Consider the following 18,929-nt stretch of genomic DNA (forward strand, 5'->3'; position numbering starts at 1 on the left):
ATTACAAATCGTGAAAAAGAAATGGCTTCGCAATAATGAAGCCATTTTCTGAGGACAAAGATAAATAATTCTTATTGTCTAAAGAATCTTACCTGTCATTGAATCACTACAGAATCAATCACTGTATTTTTTCAGGAAATCTTCCAGCAATTCCACCATATCGGTGTTACCCAAAAAAGCTGCTGATCGCTGATGCAAAGTTTTTGGCTCAATATCTAGTATACGCTGAGATCCATTCGAAGCTTTACCCCCTGCCTGCTCAATGATGAAGGCAATTGGATTGCACTCATACATCAATCTTAGTTTACCATTAGGATGCGCAGAAGTCGTTGGATAAAGAAAGATGCCCCCTTTGAGGAGATTGCGGTGAATATCGGCGACCATTGAGCCGATATACCTTGACGCATAGGGGCGTTGCGTTGCACTGTCCTCCATTTGGCAATATTTGATATATTGCTTAACGCCGTTTGGAAATTTGGAATAATTTCCTTCGTTAATCGAATAAATTTGACCCGAAGCCGGAATTTTCATATCAGGATGGGATAAACAAAACTCGCCGATCGAAGGATCCAATGTGAATCCGTTTACGCCCTTTCCTGTTGTGTACACCAACATGGTTGAACTACCATAGATTACATAACCTGCAGCGACCTGTTTCGTTCCATGCTGTAAAATATCATTGCCATTACAGGAAACACCCGTATCAGAAATTCGTCGATAAATGGAAAAAATCGTCCCCACAGATACGTTAACATCGATATTGCTTGAGCCATCCAGCGGGTCAATACAAACAATATATTTCGCATTTTTGGAAACCCCTGATTGGATATACACGGGATTTTCATGTTCCTCTGAGGCAACTACACAGCATTCTCCCCCACTTTGAAGCGCTTTGATAAACTGCTCATCGGCATAAACATCCAGTTTCTTTTGTCCTTCGCCCTGCACATTGACCTGTCCTGCATCGCCTAAAATATCAACCAATCCCGCTTTATTAACCTCTCTATTTACAATTTTTGCTGCGATTCCAATATCGCGCAGTAGTCTAGAAAGCTCCCCTTTAGCATACGGAAAATCGGCCTGTTTTTCAATGATAAATTGGCCTAGTGTAGTTATACCACTCATAATGTTGTTTTATTGGATATTTGTTGCACAAAGCTAAAAAAGTTAAATAAAATTTAGCAAACACATCCTTCTCATATTTAGCATTTTAGCAGACTAAATACGCAATCGATTGCGCTATGCTTTGAAAACTCTTCTTTGCTAAAACGATTATTAGCTATAAAAAAAATAATAAAAGGTTGAAAGCAGTGGATAAATTTCAAATAGCAACGATTAGAAAAAAAACAATAAATGCTAAGTATTTGGTAATTTTGGCTAAATATTTTGATATAATGCAACAACTAATACAACTCATCGAAAAAGAAAAATTAGGCAATCAGCCGGCAACACAGCACACGTTGATCATCGACGATAAGCAAGTGATTCACGGTGCTCTTTTCCTGGTAAAAACCGCCCGAAAAACATTTAAATTGATGATCCCGGCGCCTTTTCACGAAGCAGTTCTGAAAGAACAAATAACCATCAATACCTTGATCAAACATCCCCAAGTAATGTTACTGGCTTAATAAAAGGGAAATTCCCCTATCCCATGCCTATCCCCAGAGCAAACAAAACATCGCTTGATTGTGTTTATCATAGCGTAGTTTCGCTGTTTTTTACACCACATACCGTCTCCCGAAGACTATAAAGCTGGTTCGACCTAGAAAATGAGAGCAAACCGGAAGCACATATTATCAACGGGAAATTTTACAAGAAAACCCGGTAAAAGTGTAAAAATCACCTCGATATAACGTTTAACTTTAGGCAACAAAGACAACGCTATGCAACACCACTATACACTTTCGGGAATGTCCTGTGATGGATGTAGAACCACAATCGAACATGCATTGAATGCGCTTTCTGGCGTTCATGCCGAGGTAACTTTAAACCCGCCAAGCATGACAGTAACATCTCAGAAACATATTCCGTTACAGCAATTACAGGAAATCATATCAAAATTAGGTCCTTATCAGCTCAACGAAATACATAAGCATCAGGGTGACGTACAATCCGATCAACACATTGTAGCACAAGCTTCAGACAGGTATGGTTGCCCTATGCATTGCGAAGGTGAAAAAACGTACAGCCAACCAGGAAATTGTCCGATCTGTGGTATGCATTTGGAGAAGCTCGATGCAGAAACAGCAATTAAAAATAAGCTGCATACTGAGCATGCAGCGACCTCGCATATCCAACACGAACAGCAACACAATCATTCCGCTCAGTCAAATGCTACGGTACATCAATCACAGACAATATCTTCAGCTGACAAAGCACATGGTCATACATCCGCTAATCAATACGATTGTCCGATGCATTGTGAGGGCGATAAACGCTATAACGAACCCGGGAACTGTCCGGTATGCGGCATGAATCTGGAAAAGATCCCCATGTTAAAAACAGACATTCAATATACCTGTCCCATGCATCCTGAGATTGTACAAGATCATCCCGGAAATTGCCCTATATGCGGTATGGACCTTGTGCCTATAGCCAATGGGAATGATGAGGCCGACGATCATACCTATCGTGATCTACGCATGAAATTATGGATCTCTATCCTATTTACGGTCCCGATCTTTATACTTTCCATGGGCGAAATGCTTCCCGGTAATCCAATAGGTAAAATCATTTCGCCCAGCTGGTCTGGCTGGATACAACTGGTTTTATCCCTGCCGGTCGTTTTTTATACCTGTTGGTCTTTCTTTCAACGGGGCTGGGTATCTTTCAAAACCTGGCGCCTTAATATGTTTAGCCTGATTGCACTTGGTGCTGGAGCTGCGTTTGCCTATAGTTTGGTTGGCCTATTTTTTCCGCAGGTGTTCCCTGCTGAATTAAAAAATCACCATGGCTACATTGCCCTTTACTTCGAATCCGTTACCGTCATATTGACTTTGGTATTATTAGGCCAGGTGATGGAGGCCAAAGCACATTCCAAAACCAATTCGGCAATCAAAGAGCTGATCAAGCTGAGCCCTTCCGAAGCTACGCGCGTAGAAAATGGAATAGATAAAAAAATTGGCATAGATCAAATTCAACTCGGAGATATACTCAAAGTAAAACCCGGGGACAAAATCCCCGTTGACGGACAGATTACGGATGGCAACAGTAACATTGATGAATCCATGCTGACGGGTGAACCCATTCCGGTAGAAAAACAGGAAGGAGATCATGTTAGTTCGGGAACAATCAATGGCGACCGCAGTTTCCTCATGAAGGCAGAACGTATCGGTTCGGACACACTACTGGCTCAGATCATTCAACTCGTCAATGATGCGAGCAGAAGCAAAGCTCCCATTCAACGGTTAACGGATAAAGTATCTGAGATATTTGTTCCGATTGTCATAATCATTGCAATTTTAACATTTCTTACCTGGTGGCTTTGGGTTCCTTCTGCTTCCTTAGCGTTCGGCTTTGCGAATGCACTTGCCGTACTTATTGTCGCCTGCCCCTGCGCTTTGGGACTCGCTACACCGATGTCCGTCATGGTGGGGGTCGGCAAAGGGGCCAAACATGGAATCCTGATCAAAGATGCAAGTGCGCTGGAAAAAATGAACCAAGTGGATGTGGTTCTAACAGACAAAACAGGTACCATCACCGAAGGAAAACCCACCGTTGATGATATTCAGCCAAACTCGTCAAGCAGCAAAGACGAGATATTGTCTTTGGCTGCCGCTTTAAACGCCAATAGCACACATCCTTTGGGCCATGCTATTATTGAAAGGGCAAAAAAGGAAAATAGTAAAACGGACCTTGCAGTTTCCGATTTTGAAAATGTTGCCGGGCAAGGAATCAAGGGAAATATAGCTGGACATAGCATAGCACTGGGCAATCAATTGTTGATGGAGTCTATCGGCATAGCAATCCTTCACGATATGAAGCAGATGGCCGAAACTGCACAATCCCATGGAAAGACAGTATCCTTTCTGGCAAAAGACAGTAGCTTATTGGGGTATTTTAGTATTTCAGATCAAATAAAGACCTCTTCGAAGCGTGCAATCCAATATCTTATACAGCATAAAGTCGATGTCGTTATGCTGACGGGAGATAATATCCATACGGCAAGGGCTGTGGCGGATCAAGTTGGCATCAAGCATTTCAAAGCCAATGCCTTGCCCAAAGATAAATTGCAGGAAATTCATGCGTTACAGCAAAAAGGACATGTGGTGGCTATGGCTGGTGATGGCATCAATGATGCCCCTGCCCTTGCTCAAGCCGATATCGGCATTGCCATGGGCACAGGTACCGATGTTGCCATACAAAGCGCTTCACTCACTTTGCTGAAAGGAGACCTTATCGGAATAGCCAAAGCAAAGGTGCTGAGCCAAAAACTGCTCCGAAATATTAAGGAGAACTTGGGTTTCGCTTTCGTCTATAATATACTTGGGATTCCATTGGCTGCTGGGCTTCTATATCCTTCTTTCGGAATTCTCCTGTCCCCGATGATCGCTGCCGCTGCAATGAGTTTCAGCTCCGTTTCGGTTATCTTGAATTCTTTACGCTTAAATCGTGCAAAGATCGATATCGATTAAAAACAGATATTCCCTATATTCGCTGTTAGAATAACGACATATAGTTTACAGTAACATGCGTAATATCTTTTTAATCTTGATAACGGTTATCATCACAGTGATGTGTGTCAAAAATCCGCAATCGGTGCAGCTCAATTTTCTTGGGGAATCACAAGTGGCATTATGGAAGCTATTATTGGCCTTTTTTATTGCGGGAATTGTATTTGTATCCCTATTGAAAATCGGAAAAAAGAAACAACGGGCGTATGAAGAGGAAGAAATAGACGAATCGGAAGAAGAAAACAGCGACAGAAAGTCCCAATTATCGGATGAAGACCGGAAATTTCTTTCCTAAATAAAAAAATAAATCACTAAAAATGAAGCCCTAAACAGCCGTAGCGCATTTTTATCGCACAAATACTTGCGTGGAATAGGGATTAACCCTATCTTTGCATCACTTCAAACAAGGAACGGTAGTTCAAAAACAAAGAAGTAAGATTCCGTAGCTCAGCTGGTAGAGCAATACACTTTTAATGTATGGGTCCTGGGTTCGAATCCCAGCGGGATCACTCTATGGTCATCAGGATTTTCTAAATTCTGATGACTTTTTTTTTGCTCTACTAATCCACTCTTACTCAGCTTAATAAGATTAAGAAATGCATTCGATTTAGGGGTTCGAAAACCTCTGCCGTCAAACTCAAGTTTTTGGTAATAAATTGAACTCGCAATCTTCCGTTTGTCATCTAATGTGCCCTCAACATATCTCTGCGCTAAATTGGATATACCTTCTAATGCCAAAGACAGTTTGCCTGGAATATCTTGATCCTTTCCTGCTTTAACAAGTCCTTTCAAGTTTTCCTCGAGTTCTTCTAGTTTCTGTTTACACTCTCTTTTAACTTCATTGTAATCATCCTCATCAAGCCTATCGGTTAAAAAAAGATCTCTGGCTTTTGCAAGCTTTTGGTTGATTTTGTCAATTTCCGCCGTTACTGATTTTCTTTCATCGTCTATATTGCCACAATACTTTTTGTAATTCTTTAAAAGAGCTATTTTTAGTAGGTCTTTATATTCAGGTAGAATTTCATAACCTCTGAGATTTTCGACAAATTTCTCATTTACAACATCAGAGTTATGTCTGAATCCACATTTAGAATTGCAGTGATAATAACTATAGTGTTTGGTATTTCCTTTTGACGTACTTGCCGTCAATGTACTCCCGCAGCGAGGACAGATTAACAGCCCTCGTAACGGAAAGCTTTCGTTATTTAAAACTTTACTTTCTCCCACTTCAGCCCTACTCTTCCGACTCTTACCTTCCAAAACCCGCTGAACCTTCTCAAATAATTCTTCGGTAATTAATGGTACATGTTTTCCTTTGACATAATGAGCAGCTTCATTCTCAAATTCAGCAATAAAGACCTTTCCCACGTATACAGGATTTCGGATCGCCACCATAAAAGCATTTCGGGTCAAATTTTTACCCTGTCTCTTATTCATGAGGACTCGAATGTGCTCAGAAGGCAGTTCGCCTTTCGCTATTTCCTCAAATGCCCATATTATATTATCTGCCTCTGGATGTAAAACACCAATATATTTCCTGCCATCCTCCGTACATCTGTTTATATAGCCATATGGAGGTGTCCCCATAATCCTGCCCTCTTTTCTCGCTCTCCTCATTCCATAAAATACATTTAAGGCCCTCCTATCATTTTCAACTTCTGGAGTTGAGAGGTATATAGCCAATACGATTTTGTTCTCTGGGATTTTGAGATCTAATGGCTGCTCTATTGCTTGAGGTTCTACTTGTAAACTATCCAAAACACTGATCATATGATATGCGTCCCCGGCGTTTCTACTAAACCGATCCCATTTAGTAAATAGGATCAAGCGTGGCTCGCGATCTTTCTTGCTTCTTTTCTTCAAATTTTTCAGATAAGCGCTCCATTCAGGCCGTTCAAAATTTTTGGCAGAATGATCCTCAAATATTATATTCTCGACTGCAATACCATATTTTGCACAGTAGCTCTTTAGCCGTTCCGCTTGATCACGCTGTGAATAACCTTTATCGGCCTGTTCATCAGTTGATACTCGAATGTAGAGATCAGCAATTTTGCTGCTATAGTTCTTTTTCATAGTAGTAAATTTAACTTTGAATATTTTTTAGGAATTAACGTGAAAGGACTGCGGTCCTCCTCCTCATAGGACGGAAATCTGAAATGTAATTCAGCTGTCCCAAATAACTTAGTCTTTCTCATTGGAAATAATTTATAATTTTGGCTCTCAGTTAAACCAGTAAGCTGAATGCTAATATTTTATCAACACGAAGAATACTACAAAATTACAAAAAATAGATTATTCGGGGGAGAAGTACTGTTTAATAGTGACCCTTGTAAGCATATGTAAAAAATCAAGCATTTCGGCAGCTTCTTCTTCAGTAACTTTCTTACCGGTCTTGCGTACAGCCTCCATAAACTCGTCTAGGGAAATTTCTTCGAGCTCAATAAAAGAGGATTGCTTCAACATTTCAAGGTTGAACTTTTTGCCTGGCTTGGAAGTTCCATATTTTTTCATACTAGCTGACACCTTACTGGTAAAGCTATCTTGATATTTTCTCAAAGAACCAACAATGGAAAAAAAGTGACTAACTTTTCCTACCGTTTCCTATAAATATTTGCATTCATTTCATTACGGCAAACCGTAAATGTTTTAAAATTCATTTTGCTACGTTAGCATATAATAAAAATTTGTAATAACATCAGGTACTTGCATCTATTTTCTTTTACTTATTAAGGTCAATCTTTTTTAACTGACATAATGACCTTAAGAGTTGGATAACCTAACGCTAAGGTTAAGTAAAATGCCAAAGATCAGGTCAAAGAATTTCTTGTAAACGGGACAATTTGTCGCCAAACAGTTTAGGGCATAATTACTGTGATCTAAAATTAAAAATTATAAACATATGGCAACCAGTGTAATTGCAAGACAGAGCGGTGACGACTTCCAATCAAAATTTTTTTGGCTAAAAGCGTGTGGATTGAATCTTCCACATACATGCATCAAAAAAGTTGCTTGGGAAATGGACTCTACGTTTGGATTTGATGACGTAGTGGTATATTATGACCCCTCTACCAAAGAATCAGGGTATGATGTGACAGAAGAATATTATCAAGTAAAATTTCATGTCGACCACAGGAGAGCATTTACATGCGAGGCGTTAATGGACCCTTCATTTATTGGAAATACCACGGAATCTATCTTGCAGAGATTGCACAAAAATTATAATAATGATCCTTCCACTTTTGCTTCAAAACGGTACAATATCGTTAACACCTGGGGTTTAGACCATAATGATGATCTACCCAAATTACTTGGAAATAATGGTGGCATTCGTCTCGATATTTTATTTAAAAACGGTCCGAGATCGGCCAATGGTAAAATAAGGGAAGCTTGGAAAGCTCACCTCCAAATTGACAACGATGAAGCCTTAAGAGATATTTTAGCGCCCTTGAGAATAATGCATAGTTTTGGGGATGAACGAAACGTAAAGGATCAGCTAAATTCTAATCTGTTACTATCAGGTTTAAGGCCCATCCCCGCCGATCAGCACTCCAGCAAATATAATGACCTAATACAAAAATTGCACGCTTCGGGCAAAAATGTCTTTACTAAAGATGAGCTTTTCGATATTTTGAAAGCTGAGGATCTTTATATTGGTAAAGCTGCTGATGAGGAAAACTTCTTTAAAGTCGGTGTACGAAGTTTTACAAAAGGTGCAGAAAATTTGCAAAATGAAGTTGATCAGTTAACCTGTTTTCTTCACTGCTTTTCGAGCAGATTTATTTTGGAAGAATATGCGGGAATGGAATTCATTAATGCAGAAATAAAAGCAATCGCAGCGAAAATAATAGAAAATAAAAAACCTGTCCTATTACACTTGGATACCCATTTGTCACTTGCAACTCTTTTAGGAGCGGAGCTCAATCCTAAATATGGTGTTCCAGAAATTACGCTGGTGCAAAAAACGTTCAATGGTAAGATGCTATGGAAAGCCGATACACAAATAGCATCAGCACACATGGGTCCCTTTTGGACAATTACTGAAGAACAACACCATTCTCACGGTGACGAAACTGTCTTGTCAATTAACGTAACACATAATATCATCGAAGATGTAAATGCATTCGTTGAAGAAAATCTCATCAACGTAAGAACATGTATTCACGCAACCATACTGCCAAAAATTGGTGCTACTTCATTGATTGATGCCAATCACGCAGTTTCAGCACTCGAAGAGCTGATAAATAATATGAGAACGATAAAACGCAAATCCTCAGCGATGGGAAAAGTTCATGTATTTATTGCTGCACCAAATGCCATGGCTTTCTATCTTGGTCAGAAAATCAGCCTGCTTGGAAAATCGGCGCTATATGAATTCGACTTTGAACAACAACGAAATGGTGGCTATCATGCTATTTTGGAAATATAATAACTTAATACTAAATCTAAATGAAAATTAATTCGTACTTCAATGACTTTTTGTCAAATATAAGACTAACATCCTCTCAAAAAGAGGATTTAAAAAGAGGACATAAGACATTACGGGATCGTCTTGCGGCCGATGATGATCTTAAGGATATCATCATTTCAACATTCCTTCAGGGTAGTTACAGAAGATCTACAGCAGTCAGACCTTTAAATGGTAAACGTGCAGATGTTGATGTGATAGTAGTTACTAACCTGAATAGAAATGAAATTACACCTCAACAGGCCATTGAAAAATTTATCCCTTTCGTAGAAAAACACTATAAGGGAAAGTACGAGATTCAGGGTCGATCGATTGGAATTGAACTATCTTACGTTGATCTGGATATCGTAATAACTTCTGCTCCCTCTGAATCGGATAAAGAATTACTAAAATCAAGCAGTGTGACGTCAAGTTTAATGCTTGAAGATTTTACAAACGATTATGAATGGCGCCTGACAAAAGGATGGAGCGATCCCGATCCTATGAAAGCTTTTAACTTTTTGGCAGAATCCGTAAAAAATCAAGCCGAGTGGAAAATGGAACCTTTATGGATACCGGACAGTGAAGCTGATTCATGGGACCAGACTCATCCGCTAGAGCAGATACGTTGGACTAGAGACAAGAACAAAAATACAAATAAGCATTTTGTAAATATTGTTAAAGCACTAAAATGGTGGAGGACTTTGAAACTAACTGACCTGAAATACCCAAAAGGATACCCCATTGAACATATGGTCGGTGACTGCTGTCCTGATGGAGTCACTTCTGTTGCTGAAGGTGTTTACATGACACTGCAGGGAATAGTTGACAACTACAGTTCAGAGAGATTATTGAGGGCCACTCCTATTCTTCCTGACCGAGGTGTGCCAGAACACAATGTTTGGAAAAGGGTTTCCAATGATGATTTTACTTCATTTTATGATTCTGTAGAGGAATATGCAGCCCTGGCCAAGGAGGCATTAGAGGCTGAAACTTTAAAGGAGCAAGTAGAAAAATGGAAAGAATTCTTTGGTGATAAATTTCCATCTTATGATGGCGACGAGACCAAAAATACGCTGTCCTCGGGTTCAGCTGGATTCACAACAAGAAAAGAAAATACAGATGCTGGACCAGGTAGATTCGCATAATTCGGAGCCTACCGAAATATTAAAAGCCGCTCGTAGGAAACTGGAGGATATTGAAGGTTACCAAATGCTAGAGGATCTGGCTTGGGATCACTTTGCAAAAAAGTGGAAACTGACCTTTAAAATATCAATTGAAAGCTCAAACCAAGACTTAGTGCCAAACGAAACCGTTTGGCATGTTTTACTTGACCACAATTATCCCAAAGGAAACATTTTAGTAATGCCTGACGGAAAAGATGGTATTACGAGCACCTTTCAGCATCAGGATTTTAATCATATCATTAAAGACAGGCCATGGTCCAGTGGTAAATTATGTCTGGATGAGAGTCAGGGAAGCTGGGGAAGAAAGCAATACCTTACCGAGCCAAAATTCGCAATATCAAGACTCTATTGGCATATTATAAGATGTCAAAGCTGGCTGGTCGCCGCCAGCAATGGTACTTTAGTTGAAGATGGCGATCCTTTTGAATTGCCAGCATTCCCACCAAGGCAGAAATATCAGCTTTTTTTTAACGAAAACAGGACTACATTTGAAAGCTGGTGTAAAACTGATCATAAGGACGGAACTCTCATTTATAAGCAATTGAGAAAGGATATTTATGCGGTCCTTCAATTCAAAAGCGACAATTTTAGCGTGGAGCAGAATTGGGGTAAATACATTACGGATAATCAAAACGGGCATCAGTACGGTATTTATATAGTTCTTGACAATATTCCTGTTATTAGCCCGTGGCAGATTCCCACTACTTTTGGAGAATTAATTGAGATATTAAATCTCCAAAAAATTGATATTTTAGCAACTCTTGTAAGACAAACACAGAATCTAAAGAAACAAGGTTTACATCCTAATATTGTTTTTTTAGGTTTTCCTGTAGCGGAGCGGATTGGACAGGACAATCATTTAATGCATTGGTTTGCGTTCACATACCCACAATTACCAAAAGTAAAAGGATTTCGTCCGAATGCCCCCAGTTTGTCAAAACACCTTATCAAACTGGCAATTCAAGAGAATAAAAAAATAAATTGGATCAAAACGGATAACTGGAATCAGGAACAATTAACAAATAGAGGTAGGATGGCTAAAGATACCTCAGAAATGAAAGTTTTATTAATTGGCGCAGGATCTGTTGGCTCTATTTTCACACAATCGCTGGTAAGACTTGGTATGAACGATATTAAAGTAATCGATCCAGATACGGTAGTGGCAGGAAATTTATCGCGCCATTCTTTGACACTTGACTCCGTCGGTTTACCAAAAGCCGAAGCATTGTCAAATCATCTGAACAGCATATTCCCTTCTGTTTGTAGCACATATGAAAATTCGTCCCTTGAAGAGGCTGTGAGTCAAAATAAATTAATCTTATCAGATTTCGATATAATTATTGAAGCCACTGCGCAAGATTCTGTCCTTGCTTTTCTAAATGACAGTTTGGTCAATACAGAATGTTTTTTTGCATCCATATCAACAGGCTACATGGCAGACACTTTGTACCTCTATACAACTCGCCTCAACAGGGGTGAACAAAATTTTCTAAATGATTTCAATGCAAAAGCAAAAAAATGGTTAGAAATGGATGCAAAAAAGGTTAGCGGAGAAGAACAACTAATCGAAGGGATAGGTTGTTGGCATCCCTTATTCCCTGCCAGATTAGATGACATACAAATGCTAGCCGGTGCTGCAGTAAAGGGTTTTGAAAAGGAGCTTGTTGATGGGGACAAACCTAAATTAACCGTGATCCAAAAACAATATAATAACGATACGTTTACAGGTATCCAAATATTTCAAGAATAACGATGGTATATGCCAACATTGAGAATAACTTAAAAATTCATCTTTCAGAAGATTTACTTTTTGAATTACAAGCCTATTGTACCCAGTCCAAACATTTAGAGACCGGAGGAATATTAATTGGTCGGTATATCGACAATAATTGCTCCGCCCAAATTACGACTGTCATCGGACCTCCCAGCGATTCTAAACATGGAAGAACCACATTTGTCAGGGGAACAAAGGGATTAAAAAAGATATTTGACAGCAACTGGAAAAAAGGTCTGTACTACCTTGGAGAATGGCATTATCATCCGTATGCACTTCCGGATCCAAGCTTTCAGGATATCAACCAGATTAAGAATATATCCACAGATCGAAAATATCATTGTCCGGAACCATTGATGATCATCATAGGAATGGACGGCAAGAATTTCATAAACCGTATTTTTGCATCCTTAAAAGGCAGGAATCTGATTGAGTTTTATCCGATAGAAGAATAACGACCTCAATTCCCTCAATCTATTGTCACTCATCTGTCCATGTTCAGACTTTTTTAAATTCCTTTAAACATTACCAAATCACAAAAAAGAAAATTACTTTGAATTTTTTTCATGGCGCAATAGGGAAAAGGACTTCTTATTTCGTCTGATTTATCCATGCATTTAAAAACTCGTCGACATCCAGCACATATTGTTCCGCATCTTCTTTTAATTTTATCTGTCCAGCGTGTGCCACGGCATTTCTGCGGTCCCTAAGATCATCAATTTTTTCAATGAGCAAATCCGTCGGTGCATTGAAAACATCTGTTAATACGGTTCCCAAAATCCTAAATTCTGTAGCAGAACATACCTGGTTTAGGTGACTGATGCCGAATTTAAATTTTTCCAACGAGGCTTGCATCCCTCCTAACATCCATTTTTTTACAGGATCTACTCTATGAAAAACTTTTTTTAGCTCGTTTTCTAAAGCTCGGCCATATTGCAAAATAACCGGAGAAAAGTCACTTGACAACGTAATCGTATTTAATAAAAACTGACCTGATGCTAAATATTTGACCGTTGTAGCTTCGAGTTTTGAAGTATCAAATAAAAGTTCTAAGCTTGCTAAATAACGAGATATGTCCATTCTTGCGTCAAATTCGTCAATCTTTTCCTCCAATCTAGAAATTTTTTCTTCACTGTCCTCCAGATTTGTCTTCATAGATTCAAATTCCAACACAAAGTTGTCTCTCCTGATATTGAGTAGGCTTAACTGTAAATTATTTGATTCGTCGAAGAATCCACCATCAAATACTTGGAATTGTATACTTCCGTCATTTTGAATTTCAAGGACTTCAACCTGTTTATTTCCACCGTTAATATTCTTAAAATGCCGAAGATAAAAAATTTTAACAAGGTCAACCGCATTTTCCGCCGCTACCAAATTTTGAAACTTACGAATTAAATACTCACTGTGAGTTTCGATAATAAACTGGATATTGAATCGCTTGTTGGCTTCAAAGAACATTTCTGCTAGCAGTGATTGCCATTTTGGATGTAAATTGGTCTCCGGTTCTTCGATCAATAACAGGCTAGGCTCAAAAATGTCCCTCCAATATTCACCCTTATCATCATATTCATGGACTTCCCTTTTATTTTTTTCGGCCAAAACACAAATCTGAATGAGCAATAAAATGAGCTGTTTTATTCCGTAACCAAAATCCACAAGCTCGCGCTTATCGCCATTCATATCAATCACAGAAACAAAAATTAACTGGTAATCTTGCTTAAAATCTATATAAAGCCTTCTCCCGATCTCAAAAGCTTTTAGGTATCTATTTAGAAATGAAGTGCTATCACCCTGTAATGGAAGGAAGCCCTTTAATAGGTTAATGAAAGGAGTATTTAACGATGCATTATAGATTCTTACATGCTGCTCCCTTACTGTAGAAAGGTAATTAACCGAAAACAGACGTTGCTCCAACCGAGACATGCTCTGTAAAAATGCATGTTCAATAACATTGTAGTTGCTTTGATTATTAGTATCAACATCAATCCATCTTAGATTATCCCTTAAGATCTCAAGACAGCTGGAATAAAAAACACCCTCAATATCCAGTTGCGGATAAAAATATTCAGGAGGTTCAAAGTCTCTATCTGACACTTTTAAGGTCCCCCGAAGTACTTTCTTCTTTAAACCATTATTAAGAAAACTAGCCCATGATTCTCTATCAGGTACTGGCTTGAATGAGCTCATCAATATAGACGGAATAACTCTAAACCCCTCCTTCTCTAAAGCTTTTTCTAACCAACCTTTATCGTTCTGATTATCTTGATGATAATCATAAATTTCCAAACCGTCGCTTAAAATGGATTTTAATTTTTCAGTATTGATACTCCAATTAACAAGACCTATTGGAGGTTCTCCATCGGGTTTCCCAAAAATTCCGTATTTAATATAAAAATCCCTCTTCTTGTAGGTAGGATCGGCTTTCAGCTTTTCGTACTCTTCAATATCTTTTTTATACTTTCTCAGATCTCTGGCTTTGTCAGCTTTGGAAGCATTCTTATAAGCAAAAGAAAGGAAAATGTCGTCATCCTGAGCGTCAGAAAGCTGCACCTTTCTTAATTTCGCCCTGTACGGATCAGCTGAAAGTACCACGTACGTAAGTGAGATATGTCCATGCCTCATCCCAAGGAAATTGAAGGGCAGTGAAACTGTTATTTTCTTATTGGTTTTTTTGTAAAGTACATTTTCTAAATTTCCTAACAAATGTTCCTGTTCCGTGAGATCGAGTTCGTAAGGAAAAACTTTTGCACTAACGCTATTCTTTAGCAGCTGTAGTCCTTTGATTATTGAACTTTTCCCTGAATTATTCGTACCTGTCAATAAATTTATCGCAGAAAAGTTTTCAAGAATTCCTTGCTGATCATCAAAAATTCTGAAATTTTTAAGACCAAAGATGTTTACTGGTAACATTAACAAATTTTATTAGTAAGATTAATTCTCCGCTACTTTAGTAGTTTTCCACGTTTTTAACTCAAATAAAACAGCCGCATCCCCTGAATTATTCCAAACGGAACTCTTTAAATCCCAATATATATGGTATTTCTTGTTTTTTCCGCCATTGATATCAGTTGATCTCTTAATGCCAACTTTTGAATATAGCACCACCTCGTCCCCTTTATTTACCTGCTGTGGCTTGAACCAGAAAGTATGTCTCATTTTGTTGGAAATTTTACCTTCATCAAGATACGTTGTGTCGGAAATGATAAAGTAATACAGATTTGTATCTTCCAGAACGGATAATTCAACACGCTCGCTATCCAATGTTCCGAAGTCCACGACCTGGTTGATTTTTAATTTCATAATAGATTATATAGCTTTTAAAGCAATTTAGGAATATTTCCAACGTTACGAAACACATTTTCATACTTTCTAATTTTTTTTTAAATTTAATTATGTCTGTAAAGGCTTCATAATAAAAAATATGTTAGAAATTGAAATTCAAGGCTTGAAAATTGCAGTATCTGAACATATTGTAAATGGCCAACAAGTCTTTAGGCTTTCATTTTCAGATAATAGAAAGCCAATGGTCATTGCACGCGCGAAAACATGGAATGGCGAAACATGGACAAGCATTCCGCAGGGCCGGCAGAAAGAGGCAGAAGATTTTGGAAAAGAAATTAGTAAACACTTAAAAGACTAAAACGATGTGTTATTACAATGGACAACGCGTATCAAGGGATGAATTCATTAGATTAATGGATCTTGAAAAAGCCGTTATGAATTATGACTTCCTCGATCAGGAAATACATGAAGGTTTTAATTACGGAAATATTGCCGTTTTAAGACCCACAGAAGACAAATGCAATTTCGACATTGTACAAATGGAATGGGGCTTTATACCAAGCTATATAAAAAACCGAGAAGATGTTAAGAAGATGCGCTTTGGTTACAAGGACACTACCGGAAAATGGCGTCAGCCTTACACAACACTGAATGCAAAAGGTGAAGAACTTCTTTTGATCGATGAAAAAACAGGACGTGAAAAAATGTTCCGGAAGGCAGCTCTTGAAAGGAGATGCCTGATATTATCCAGTGAGTTTTACGAGTGGCGCCATATCCATCGCCTGAATAAAAAAACGAACCAACCCCTTAAAACAGCGGATAAGTATCCGTATCATATTGGATTAAAAAATAAGAAATACTTTTTCATCGCAGCGATCTGGCAGAACTGGACCGATAAGGATACAGGTGAAACAATCGATACAGTTGCATTGGTGACAACAGAAGCCAATTCATTGATGAGGCAGATTCATAACAGCAAAAATCGTATGCCCACAATGCTACCAGATGAGCTTGCGTGGCAGTGGATGATGTCAGATTTGGGTGAAGAAAAAATTAAAGAACTGGCAACATATCAGATCAAAGCAGAAGAAATGGAAGCATATACAATTGATAAAGATTTTAAAACAACCGGTACTCCCACCAAGGCATTTGTTTATGCAGACGTTCCAGAACTTAGTTATGAGGTAAACTAATCATAGCTCGTACAAAATAGCTGCTATTTCAAAATATGGTAAAAAGATTAACCAGCTCAAAACTGACGAATTATATTTCATAAAAAACGTCCTCACCCAAATCCAGGTTGGTTAAATCAGAATGTAATTGTGGGTAATTAATGATGTACCCCTTATATCCAATATGCTTTAAAATAAGCGTGTAGATCAACCGATGCATAATTATGGTCATAAAATAAACTTGCTGAGTGATTACATCTTCCGAATCATCAGTTACGGGAAGTTCCCCATGCTGAAATTTATTTCTAGCCTTCAATGCGTCTTTCTCATATTCCTTTAGCGTATAACCCACCACAGCAAATGATTGTTGAAGTTTGCCCATATTAGTAAGCCCATTAAGATTATCTATGCGTATTTTAAATATTTCATGAGCATCTTCATATTGCTCCTCGTCGGGCAATGTCTCCTTTAATACCTTTACCATACCTTCTTTAATTTCTTTGAAAAGTATTTTATCTACAGGCGGTGGAATTTTTTCCTTATACAGTTTTATGAAAACAGAAGTTATAGCTTCAAGAGCAAGGCTTAATGCAGAACCTTTTATTTCCAGAGGAAGTAAATTAGCTTGAAGAGTAATGATTATAGCACGTGAGATGGGTTCATGGTTATAAAAAAGTTCACAGATTGCACTGAATATTGGCTCTTCAATTTCTACTATTTTACTAATCCATTTTTTCACTTCAGCGTGTTTCTCGTCCCGCTCTCTTTCATCCTTACCGGTCATATCATGGACGGAATACGCATTGGTAGTATGAATTCTATAAGTGCTCAATATTGATTCGCGATAGATCGAAAAACTAATATCGTTTATTTCAGTAAATTGGTCTTTTGTCGAGGATAACATATATCCCTCATCTAAATAGAGATTTCCGTAGAGAAATCCAAAAGCCAATAAAATACTATAGCAAATGTTCGTAAATTCAGAGAGTGTAGATTCAGATGTTGAGTCAATAAAAAGATAAGTGTCGCCACTTTCTGTAAATTCAAAAAAATGATATTCTATCTTATTGATAGTAACCTTGATAAGGTTTTTATGATCGGCAGGAACATCTGCTTCATAAGTCCACCCTCTTATTTCTCGAAGCTTTCCTTTAGTTTTGTTTACTGGAACTACAAACCGCAAAAATTTTTCATCAAAATTCGAAGCAGACTCCGCAGTAGACAATCGATCTATACTTCCCACTATATCAAGAGTAGAATCGTCATCACCAAACAGATCCTTAAATCGCTGATTAAGATGTATTGAATTTTCAGGAATGTAGTATGTCGCTTCTTCATTGGTGAGCTTTATGGGCTGTGGAAGCTTTATACGATGCATCGCATCAGAATTGTAACCGCTTAAAATCTTAAAGTTAATTTCAGCTGAGAACCCCCTTTCGATTTTCACAATGGACATATCATAATCTTTCAACAAATAATGTTCGTTGTGGAGTTTAAGAGTTTGCGAAGCTTTTAAATCATTGATCCTTTTAATAGTAGCTTCAATATATTTTTTTGTCATGAAATATGGCTTATCAAGTAGTTATTTAAGGATCAAGATAGTAATTATTAACCGATAAAAGACATTTGATAAGTATTTATTAATAAAATTAATGCATAATTTAATAACTGCATCAGGACGCGTCTTGCTGCAGTGATCAGAACGTTGACCTTTTTACTTTTTAGAAGCTAATTCTAAGTGGTAAATACTTTTATAGTACCGAGTCCACGCCGATTAATTAGTGATCAGATCTTCTTTTTCAATGGCGTGTGCCTAAAAGCAACGGGCTTTGTGTTACAAGTCCTCGTTCCTCCGGGCTTTCCACGTCAATCCCTCACGCATAGACATACTTTTTTAAGCGCTGTTTTCATATAAGCCTTAAGATTCTTCCCATTCAAGGCAAAGCACATTTCCTCCAGCGCCAAAGCCTTAAGCAAAAAAGAGCTTTTTATGCCGCCCATCATAGCAAATCGAAAGCTATCCAGATCCGGTCCCACGGGCGAATACCTTTCAATTACCTATGAAATAACACTGTCTTTAAAACTCTTGGGAATCTATTGGTTGGATAAGGATTTGGCAATCACTTTTTATCAAAAGAACAGTCGAAAAAGTATTCAAATATTACTTTACTGATTTCATTTAGCTTAAGATCCTTCCCCTCCCGAAAAGCACATTTCTTCCACCGCAAAACCTTAGCGAAAAAGAGCTTTTTTATGCCACCCATAATAGCAAATCGAAAGTTGTCCAGATCCTGTCCGACGGCAAGCACCTTTCAATTACCTATGGAATAACACTGCCTTTAAAACGCTTGAGAATCTATTGGATGGATAAGGATTTGGAAATCACTTTTTATC

General features: G+C 38.2%; 14 protein-coding genes, 1 tRNA gene and 1 pseudogene. 10 read left to right on the forward strand and 6 right to left on the reverse strand.

Features of this window, described 5'->3' with window-relative positions; all coding sequences use genetic code 11:
- Positions 1-114 precede the first annotated feature (114 nt).
- Positions 115-1,125, reverse strand: coding sequence for a class 1 fructose-bisphosphatase (gene fbp / locus OK025_RS24070; RefSeq protein WP_317667298.1), 1,011 nt, complete (start codon positions 1,123-1,125; stop codon positions 115-117).
- Positions 1,126-1,301: 176 nt separating this feature from the next.
- Here fbp and OK025_RS24075 point away from each other — a divergent pair, with 176 nt between their 5' ends.
- The 4 genes from OK025_RS24075 to OK025_RS24090 all read left to right on the forward strand — a co-directional run bounded on the left by OK025_RS24075 (position 1,302) and on the right by OK025_RS24090 (position 5,182).
- The gene (locus tag OK025_RS24075; protein WP_317667299.1) at positions 1,302-1,628 is read left to right on the forward strand and encodes a hypothetical protein; all 327 of its coding nucleotides are present in this window, start codon (positions 1,302-1,304) and stop codon (positions 1,626-1,628) included.
- 255 nt (positions 1,629-1,883) lie between these two features.
- Entirely contained in the window at positions 1,884-4,634 is a 2,751-nt protein-coding gene (locus OK025_RS24080; RefSeq protein ID WP_317667301.1) for a heavy metal translocating P-type ATPase, read from the forward strand.
- Between the two features lie 55 nt (positions 4,635-4,689).
- Positions 4,690-4,968 (forward strand): lipopolysaccharide assembly protein LapA domain-containing protein, encoded by a 279-nt coding sequence (locus tag OK025_RS24085; protein WP_317667302.1) that lies wholly within the window; start codon positions 4,690-4,692, stop codon positions 4,966-4,968.
- A gap of 141 nt (positions 4,969-5,109) precedes the next feature.
- Positions 5,110-5,182, forward strand: a tRNA-Lys gene (locus tag OK025_RS24090).
- Between the two features lie 589 nt (positions 5,183-5,771).
- On the opposite strand, the pseudogene OK025_RS24095 reads toward OK025_RS24090, so the two are convergent.
- A pseudogene (locus OK025_RS24095) lies at positions 5,772-6,746 on the reverse strand (recombinase family protein); the annotation flags it as partial.
- 219 nt (positions 6,747-6,965) lie between these two features.
- Positions 6,966-7,184 carry a hypothetical protein gene (locus tag OK025_RS24100; RefSeq protein WP_317667303.1) on the reverse strand — a complete coding sequence of 73 codons (219 nt, stop codon included), beginning with the start codon at positions 7,182-7,184 and terminating at the stop codon, positions 6,966-6,968.
- 388 nt (positions 7,185-7,572) lie between these two features.
- Here OK025_RS24100 and OK025_RS24105 point away from each other — a divergent pair, with 388 nt between their 5' ends.
- The 4 genes from OK025_RS24105 to OK025_RS24120 all read left to right on the forward strand — a co-directional run bounded on the left by OK025_RS24105 (position 7,573) and on the right by OK025_RS24120 (position 12,533).
- Positions 7,573-9,099: an SAVED domain-containing protein gene (locus tag OK025_RS24105; RefSeq protein ID WP_241283103.1), complete on the forward strand. Its 1,527-nt coding sequence runs from the start codon at positions 7,573-7,575 to the stop codon at positions 9,097-9,099.
- Between the two features lie 20 nt (positions 9,100-9,119).
- Complete coding sequence (locus tag OK025_RS24110; protein WP_241282771.1) at positions 9,120-10,265, forward strand: SMODS domain-containing nucleotidyltransferase; 1,146 nt, start codon at positions 9,120-9,122, stop codon at positions 10,263-10,265.
- 64 nt (positions 10,266-10,329) lie between these two features.
- Positions 10,330-12,054, forward strand: a complete 1,725-nt coding sequence (locus OK025_RS24115; protein ID WP_317667304.1) for a ThiF family adenylyltransferase — start codon at positions 10,330-10,332, stop codon at positions 12,052-12,054.
- A 2-nt stretch (positions 12,055-12,056) separates the two neighbouring features.
- Entirely contained in the window at positions 12,057-12,533 is a 477-nt protein-coding gene (locus tag OK025_RS24120) for a Mov34/MPN/PAD-1 family protein (RefSeq protein WP_241282760.1), read from the forward strand.
- Positions 12,534-12,669: 136 nt separating this feature from the next.
- On the opposite strand, the gene OK025_RS24125 is transcribed toward OK025_RS24120, so the two are convergent.
- Positions 12,670-14,991 (reverse strand): AAA family ATPase, encoded by a 2,322-nt coding sequence (locus tag OK025_RS24125; RefSeq protein ID WP_241282759.1) that lies wholly within the window; start codon positions 14,989-14,991, stop codon positions 12,670-12,672.
- Between the two features lie 21 nt (positions 14,992-15,012).
- Positions 15,013-15,381, reverse strand: coding sequence for a hypothetical protein (locus tag OK025_RS24130; protein ID WP_241282757.1), 369 nt, complete (start codon positions 15,379-15,381; stop codon positions 15,013-15,015).
- A 121-nt stretch (positions 15,382-15,502) separates the two neighbouring features.
- Between OK025_RS24130 and OK025_RS24135 the strand changes: the two genes are divergently transcribed.
- Together OK025_RS24135 and OK025_RS24140 are read left to right on the forward strand one after the other, a co-directional pair.
- Entirely contained in the window at positions 15,503-15,721 is a 219-nt protein-coding gene (locus OK025_RS24135) for a hypothetical protein (RefSeq protein ID WP_241282756.1), read from the forward strand.
- A 55-nt stretch (positions 15,722-15,776) separates the two neighbouring features.
- Positions 15,777-16,556, forward strand: coding sequence for an SOS response-associated peptidase (locus OK025_RS24140; protein WP_317667305.1), 780 nt, complete (start codon positions 15,777-15,779; stop codon positions 16,554-16,556).
- A gap of 70 nt (positions 16,557-16,626) precedes the next feature.
- Here the strand turns inward: OK025_RS24140 and OK025_RS24145 are convergent, their stop codons facing one another.
- Positions 16,627-18,096, reverse strand: a complete 1,470-nt coding sequence (locus tag OK025_RS24145; RefSeq protein ID WP_317667306.1) for a hypothetical protein — start codon at positions 18,094-18,096, stop codon at positions 16,627-16,629.
- Positions 18,097-18,929 lie beyond the last annotated feature (833 nt).

The sequence above is a fragment of the Sphingobacterium sp. UGAL515B_05 genome (assembly GCF_033097525.1).
In the GTDB taxonomy this organism is placed as follows: domain Bacteria; phylum Bacteroidota; class Bacteroidia; order Sphingobacteriales; family Sphingobacteriaceae; genus Sphingobacterium.